Origin of the sequence: Actinoplanes sp. NPDC089786 (assembly GCF_040684855.1) — a bacterium.
Lineage (GTDB): Bacteria > Actinomycetota > Actinomycetes > Mycobacteriales > Micromonosporaceae > Actinoplanes.
This window is the reverse complement of the sequence record NZ_JBFBGU010000043.1, coordinates 22,749-30,294: the sequence shown is the minus strand read 5'-3', so window position 1 is coordinate 30,294 and position 7,546 is coordinate 22,749. Positions and strand designations below refer to the sequence as shown.

Below are 7,546 nucleotides of genomic sequence, written 5' to 3'. Positions count from 1 at the left end.
CCAGGGTGTTCTGCTTACCTTTCACCTCCGACTTCAACGCCCCGAACTTCGGCGACGCCGCCGCCGGCGGCCGCGACAACCGCTGCACCGGCACCGGCGGCCCGGCGTCCGTCGCCGGCACGGCGGGCGCGGACGCGGGCGGCCGTGACAGGCGTTGCACCGGAGCCGGCGGCGCGGCCGCGGTGACCGGAGCGGGCTGGTGAACGCCGGCCGGAGCCGTTGTCGTGGCAGAGTCCTCAGGTGGGGCGGCGGCTTCAGGCCCGACCAGACGCTGGGCCGACGCGGCGGTGTCGTGCTCCGCGACCTGATCGGCGGGCTGGACCAGGCCCTCGGACTCGGTCACCGGGGCGGCCGGCGCCTGAGCGGTCGCGCGGCGCTGAGCGATCATGCCCGCCAGCGCCCGGTTACCCGCGGCGGACTGGATACGTTGGGCCGTACCCACGGTGAAGGGCCGCGCTGCCGGCGCGCGGCGCGCGGCGGCCGGCGCCTCGGGCGCTCGCTCCTCGCTCGGAACCGGTGTGAGCGGCGTGCGGCGTTCCGGGTCCCGGTCCTCGGTCGATGCCTTCGCCATCCGTCCCCCCGTGAGCTGGACGAACACCGATCGTGGCCCGCGCCAGGGTGAAGAATCACTGCCAACCGAACCAATCTGAGGGCATTCGACCTTGCCCGAAAGGGCAACGATCAAAAGCTGTCGTGACTCGGGTCAGCGGCGCCCGTGAGCCGAAACGCGGCCACCACGGCGGCCGGGGTCAGGGGTGGGCTGTGCCGAGGACGCCGATCAGGGCTGTCGCGACGCGAGCCGGGCGGTCGGTGATTCGCTGGGCCTCGGCGGTCAGCAGGGTCAGGTGGAGGATCGCGCCTGTGCGGCCGGCCCGTCGTGCGGCGGTTACCCGGGCGGTGAGGGCTGTGGCCAGGGGCTGGGTTATGCGGGCGGCGGTGCGCTGCGCGGAGACGCCCACCCCGACGTAGCCCTCGCGGATCAGATGCTCGTGCGTCTGGAGCCAGTCGACCTCCTGGTCCCACTGGTTGGAGACGTTGTTCCACTCGGCGATCACCGTGCCGTTGAACCTGTTCGGCGCGACCGGGCGGCGGACGACGAGCCGCATGGCGTACGGGTTGCCGGTGTCGATCACGGTCCCGTCCGCGGCGTAGCGGGTCGCCTCGCCGGCGAGGAAGAAACTCCTGCTCGACGTAGCCGGCCCGGGCCAGGTCGACGTCGGTGGCGAGGAAGGGGTAGCCGCGCGCGGGGACGAAAGTCGCCTATGGCCGTCCATCGAGGAACATCCGCAACCTGGTCATGGTGGACGCGTCGTCGCCCGGCACCCGGCCGTTGATCGCCCGGCACACCCAGCCCAGGCGCATCGCGATATCGGTCGCCGGGACCAGGTCATCGCCGCCGAAGGGCTTCAGGTAGGCGGCCAGGAACGGCGTGGTGTCGACCGAGTTCTCCATGTCGTCGAGCCCCCACGCCAGGCCACCCTGGATGGTCACCGCCATCGAGAAGAACGGGTGGGACACGCACGCGTCACCCCAGTCCAGCACGAGGTGGCGGCCGTCCCGCACGAACACCTGACCGTCGTGCAGGTCATCGTGTTGCAACAGTTCCGGGATCCCGTACGCGTCGAGCTCGGCACAAAGCGCCTCCACCACCGGCAGCGCATCGTGGAACCGCGGCTCCGCACCCACCTCGTCGACCAGCTTCACGTAGGCGGCCGGCAACGTCGCGAGGCGCATGTCCGGCACACCGGCGGCGAGCAGATCGTCGACGTCACCGGCCAGATCAAGCTGCACCGACGCGTACCGTGACAACACATCCAGCCACCGATCGAGACTGCCCTCCCGGCCGCTGACGCTCCGCAACGACTCCCCCGCGTCCGCCATCAGCATCCACCCGGCCGCGACATCCGCCCCGATCAGCGGCGGAACCACATCGGGCCGGCGCGAGCTGACCCGCTCGACAATGACCACCTCGTGCCGCAGCGACTCGTCATTGGCCTTGAACCAGACATCCCCACCGGAGGTCGGCACCCGCATGACGGTCGACCAGGGCCGGACGTGCGGTTGCTCGATCTCGCCGGTGCGCTCGACCCGCTCGTCGATCCAGTCCTGAGCCCGCCCCAGCCATGCCGCATCCCGCCAACGCCCCGCATCCACGGCAGCACTCTAAGCGCCTCGCCCCGCCGCACCCACCGATTTCCCCCAGCCCAGCCGAGTCGACCTTGACTCCCGCCGGGGCGTCCCCCGCGCACCGCCACCTCCCCCACCCAGGCACTGGGTGGGCGCAAAAGTAGCGGCCGGGTACGACACATTCGGGCGGCTGTCCACCGGCAGGTGAGCCCGACACAACCGCCATACGCGCCGCGGCGAAAGCCCCTACCAGGGCGCGAAGGCGTTGGCCGCCGGCGGCGCAAGGGTCGGGCAATGGCGCTTGATCACCGTGCTCATCGTGTTCTGCTCGACCCAGTCCAGGCCGAACTGGGTGTAGATCTCGGGACGGTAGTCGACCGTGAGGAAGCGGTCGCTCTGGAGGCGGCGGGACGCCATCAGGATGAAGACCCGGAACGCCGTGTCGGAGAAGCCGAAACCGGCCGGCGGGGTCTCGGCGAACATGCCGACCATCGTGTCGACCTCGTCGATGGTGCGGTAGACGCCGCGCAGGCGACGAACCGTGTCCGGGTTGGCGCTGAGGTCTTCCCAGCGGGTGATGCGCGGCATGTGCAGGCCGGCCCGGAAGTCGTTGTAGCGCGGGACCCCGCGGCGCCGGGAGCGGACCAGGTCGACCACCGACAGGTCGATCAGCTCGCCCTCGCGTTCGAGGTTCATCAGCGTACGCGGATAGTTGTGCAAGGTGATCGCGCCGGGGTGGGCGGTGCCGAACGAGTGCAGCACGTTCGTCAGGCCGATGGCCCGCAGCTCGTCGTCGGCCTTGGCGCCCAGCAGGTCGGCGAGGCCACGGGGGCCGGCCGCCCCGAACGAGAAGTCGTCCGGCAGCAGCGGGTGCATGCGGTAGACGGTGACGAAGTCCTCGGTCAGCGAGTACGGCGCCGCGTGATGGTCGGGTGTGGTGTGCGGGATCCCGTGCAGGGCGTGCACATCGGTGAGCCATACCCCGAACCGGGTCAGCCATTCGGAGGAGGAGGACGGGACGCCGCTCCAGTTGATGTTCATGCCCTTGTACAGGGTGTCGGTGGCCAGGATGGCCGGCGTCCACTCCACCGTGTGGATCTTGGCGATCAGGGCGGCCACGATCAGGCGCGCGGTCTGGTAGATCCGCTCCTCGTCCCAGCCGGGGTTGCGGGCCAGCAGTTCGTCGCACAGCACGTTGTGCTCCCGCGCGAACAGGGTGTGCAGGCTGCCCAGGCCCGTCCACCACGCCTCGTTGAACCCGGTCACCTCGGCGCCGCTGACGTCCGTCGGCAGGTAGCCGGCGGACGTGAGCCGCAGCTTCGCCCCGTCCCGCAGAGCCTGGGCCGCCGCGATGGAGGTGCCGTACACCTCGGAGCCGTCCCACCAGTGTGAGGCGACGTTGGCGAACGCCCCGTTGGGCAGCGCGATGTTCCCGCCGATCCGCATCGTCGGTTCGAGCGGCCCGCCCGGCGTGTTGGCCCAGCCAGGAAGAGAAGAGGGCAACGGCACGTGTACGTCGTCCACGCCGAGCTTGTGCCGCCGGTGCACCACCCAGTCGTGCACCTGGAACTGGATCCACGTGGCGGCCAGGATGTTCAGCGACGTCGCGGGGATGAACTCCTCGCGCCGCAGCAGCTCACGGCTGACCGTGATCGGGTTGGGCGTGTCGTGCCGGTCGGTGCGCGGGTCGGCCGGCATGTTGCGCCCGAAGGCGGCGCCGACCGCGCCCATCCGCGGGTCCGACAGGTCGTTCGAGCTGCCGTCGTGGGTGCGGAAGGCGCGCTCGGCGTCGGTCGGCCCGGGCGGCACCTTGCGTACGCGCGGAGGCGCCTCAGGTGCCTCGGTGTCGATCAGGTTGTCCCGGCGCAGCACGTCCCGGAACGCCGACAGGTTGAGCAGCGCCAGTGGCCCCGGCACCCGGTGCCAGGGGACGAACCGGTTGACGACGCCGAAGATCCGCCCGAACAGGCCGGCGAAGACGGTGTTACGGAGCGGCACGTCGGTGACGAACCGTTCCCGGTTGCGGTGCGCGGCGCTCGCGTCGTAGACGAACCGGCGCAGCCGGTTGAGGTTGCCGAGCGGCCGGAACTCCTCGGTCGTGTTCCAGGGATTGAAACTTGGGTTCACCGCCGATGGTCGCGTACCCCGCGGGATGGTCAGCACCGCGACAACCTCGGGCGGCGCCGACGGAGCGCTCCAGTCGACCGATCCGTCCTCGATGGGCGTGGATTTCGGGTCGCGGAACCGTTGCACGCACAGTTCGAAGCGAACGTTCCCACCGGCGAGGCGGCGCACCATTTCGGCGGTGAGGAAGTCGGGGTCGTCAGAGGGCGGAGCGGGCGCCGGCGCTGTGTCCGCGACCGGCCGCAGCAGATACAGCACGGCGTTGTCACCCCAGCGGATCGGCGTGGGGGTCGCATATGTCAGAGCTGTCACGCTGGAAATCTTTACCCGGGATCGCAGGATGCTCCTGAGCATATGGATGGCCGCGCGGGGTCCGACGACGAACGGGAGCCGAAGTGTGCTCAGCACGCGTGACAATCCGGTGCCCGCGGTGAAGGCCGCGAAGGGTGCGAATTCCTTGGCGTTGCGGGCGCCGACCCGCCCGCTGGTCATCGTGAGGTCGTGCTGCTCGTCCGAAGCGACCGTGATGCGCATGGCGACGCCACGCATGTCGGCGGAGCGGTCGTCGCGAAGCCGGCCCTCGGAGTTACTGAACCGGACCATGGCCGGGTAGGTCGCGCCCGGCTGGGCAAATCCGACGCGCAGGTCGGGGGCCAGATCGTCGGCGAACCGTAGTGAGGCCTCCTCGGTGACGAACGTGCCCTTGGCCTGAAATCCTCGCAGGATCGGGCCGCCGGCCGCGTTCTTCACCTGAACCCGCAAGATCTTCCGAACGATCTGTTCGAACAGCGCGTGCTCGGCCTCGGGTGAACCGTCCAGATAGGTCTCAGTCCACGGTGTCGTCATCGGTTGTGCCTCCTGAACCGCCCGCGAACCCGCCGCTGCGGGTCGTCGATCACAAGCGACAACGGGCAGCGGCAGGTCCCGGTTCAGAAAACCGACTTATCAGGCCGGACGAAGGGTCGCCCAGCCCTCATCCCGTGTCCGTGCGGCCGCGAGCAGACCCGCGACGGTTGACGCGTTGGTGATCTCGCCTCGCAGAATCATCGCCACCGCCTCGTCCAGGTCGAACCAGGCGATCTCCAGATCGGCTTCCTCGTCCTGCCGCTCGTGCCGCTCGGCCAGAGGCACCGGGGTCAGCTCGCGGGCCAGGTAGATCCGGATCGTCTCGTTGCTGAACCCGGGCGACGTCTGCAGGTCGAGCAGCAGGTCGTAGCGGGCGGCCGTGTAGTCGGTCTCCTCGGCCAGCTCGCGCCGGGCGGTCGGCAGCGGGTCTTCGCCCGGCACGTCGCGCAGCCCGGCCGGGATCTCCCAGAGCCGCTCCTGGACCGGATGACGGTATTGCCGGATCAGCACGACCCGGTCGACGTCGTCGAGGGCCACCACCCCGACCGCGCCCTTGTTCTGCACCACGTCGCGGGTGGCCGTCTCGCCGCTGGACATGGTGATCCGGTCGGAGAAGACGGTGAAGATCGGGCCGGCGTACCGCTCGGTGCGGTCCAGCGTCCTGTGCTCGAAGGTGGTCACGAGGCGGCGACCGGCTCGGACGCGGCCGGCACGGCCCCGGCCTCGGCCAGCGGGCCGACCGGCAGTTCGTCGGCCGCCGCGTACTCCACCGACGCCTTGACGAACGCGGCGAACAGCGGGTGGGCCCGGGTCGGCCGGCTCTTCAGCTCGGGGTGGGCCTGGGTGGCCACGAAGAACGGGTGGGTCTCGCGGTCGAGCTCGATGAACTCGACCAGGCGCCCGTCCGGCGAGGTGCCCGAGAACCGCAGGCCGGCCTTGCCGAGCTGGTCGCGGAAGTCGTTGTTGACCTCGTAGCGGTGCCGGTGGCGCTCGGAGATCTCGGTGCTCTCGTACGCCTCGGCGACGATCGAACCCTCGGTCAGGGCCGCCGGGTACGCCCCCAGCCGCATCGTGCCGCCCAGGTCGCCCTTGCCGGCCACGATGTCCTGCTGGTCGGCCATCGTCGAGATCACCGGGTTCGGGGTGGACTCGTCGAACTCCAGCGAGTTGGCGCCGGCCAGCCCGGCCAGGTTGCGGGCGGCGTCGATGGTCATGCACTGCAGGCCGAGGCAGAGGCCCAGGATCGGGATGCGGTTCTCCCGGGCGTACCGCGAAGTGTTGATCTTGCCCTCGATACCGCGGATGCCGAAGCCGCCGGGGATCACGATGCCGTCCACGCCCTTGAGCGCGGCGGCGGCGCCGGCCTGGGTGTCGCAGTCGTCGCTGGGCACCCAGCGCAGCTGCACCTTGGCCATGTTGGCGAAGCCGGCCGCGCGGATCGCCTCGCTCACCGACAGGTAGGCGTCGGGCAGGTCGACGTACTTGCCGACCAGGGCGACGGTGATCGTGCGGCGCGGGTGGTGCACGCGCTGGAGCAGGTCGTCCCAGCTGGACCAGTCGACGTCGCGGAACGACAGGCCGAGCCGGCGGACCACGTACGCGTCGAGGCCCTCGCGGTGCAACACCTTGGGGATGTCGTAGATGCTCGGCGCGTCCGGGCAGGCCACCACGGCCTCGCGGTCGACGTCGCAGTACAGCGACAGCTTGTGCTTGAGCTTCTCGGGGATCTCGCGGTCGCTGCGGCAGACCAGCGCGTCCGGCTGGATACCGATGTTGCGCAGGGTGGCCACCGAGTGTTGGGTCGGCTTGGTCTTCAGCTCGCCCGACGGCGCCAGGTAGGGCACCAGCGAGACGTGCAGGTAGAAGACGTGGTCGCGGCCGATCTCGTGGCGCACCTGGCGGATCGCCTCGAGGAACGGCAGCGACTCCATGTCGCCGACGGTCCCGCCGACCTCGGTGATGACCACATCGGGGGTACGCCCGAACTCGTCCGGGTCGGCCATCGCGAAGATGCGCTCTTTGATCTCGTTCGTCACGTGCGGGATGACCTGCACCGTGTCGCCCAGGTATTCGCCGCGCCGCTCCTTGGCGATGACGGCCGAGTAGATCTGGCCGGTCGTGACGTTCGCCTTCTGCGACAGCGACCGGTCGAGGAACCGTTCGTAATGCCCGACGTCCAGGTCGGTCTCGGCGCCGTCCTCGGTGACGAACACCTCACCGTGCTGGAACGGGTTCATCGTGCCCGGGTCGACGTTCAGGTAGGGGTCAAGCTTCTGCATCACGACCCGGAGCCCGCGCGCGGTCAGAAGGTTGCCGAGGCTGGAGGCGGTGAGGCCCTTACCCAGCGAGGAGGCGACGCCCCCGGTGACGAAGATGTGTCGGGTGTCGCGCGCTGTGACGGCCAAAGCCAGCTCCCGTGGTCGGTCCTACAGGGTCTTGCGAACCGGCG

5 protein-coding genes and 1 pseudogene are annotated in these 7,546 nt (G+C 70.1%); all 6 read right to left on the bottom strand.

Annotated elements, in window-relative coordinates; translation table 11 throughout:
- A pseudogene (locus AB0O15_RS46340) lies at positions 1-571 on the bottom strand (hypothetical protein); the annotation flags it as partial.
- A 178-nt stretch (positions 572-749) separates the two neighbouring features.
- Positions 750-1,274, bottom strand: a complete 525-nt coding sequence (locus AB0O15_RS46335; protein ID WP_364334054.1) for an alpha/beta hydrolase domain-containing protein — start codon at positions 1,272-1,274, stop codon at positions 750-752.
- Complete coding sequence (locus AB0O15_RS46330; RefSeq protein WP_364334051.1) at positions 1,261-2,154, bottom strand: phosphotransferase; 894 nt, start codon at positions 2,152-2,154, stop codon at positions 1,261-1,263. Before AB0O15_RS46330 ends, AB0O15_RS46335 begins: the two co-directional genes overlap by 14 nt.
- A 219-nt stretch (positions 2,155-2,373) precedes the next feature.
- Positions 2,374-5,097, bottom strand: a complete 2,724-nt coding sequence (locus AB0O15_RS46325) for a peroxidase family protein (RefSeq protein ID WP_364334048.1) — start codon at positions 5,095-5,097, stop codon at positions 2,374-2,376.
- A 99-nt stretch (positions 5,098-5,196) separates the two neighbouring features.
- A complete protein-coding gene (locus tag AB0O15_RS46320; protein WP_364334045.1) occupies positions 5,197-5,778 on the bottom strand; it encodes an NUDIX hydrolase in 582 nt (193 codons plus the stop codon).
- Positions 5,775-7,502: a CTP synthase gene (locus AB0O15_RS46315; protein WP_364334042.1), complete on the bottom strand. Its 1,728-nt coding sequence runs from the start codon at positions 7,500-7,502 to the stop codon at positions 5,775-5,777. The genes AB0O15_RS46320 and AB0O15_RS46315 overlap by 4 nt, the downstream gene beginning before the upstream one ends.
- Between the last annotated feature and the right edge of the window lie 44 nt (positions 7,503-7,546).

Excerpts from the sequence above, each read along its gene's own strand:
- AB0O15_RS46335 (WP_364334054.1), bottom strand. The coding sequence starts at position 1,274 with ATGGACGGCCATAGGCGACTTTCGTCCCCGCGCGCGGCTACCCCTTCC.
- AB0O15_RS46325 (WP_364334048.1), bottom strand. The coding sequence starts at position 5,097 with ATGACGACACCGTGGACTGAGACCTATCTGGACGGTTCACCCGAGGCC.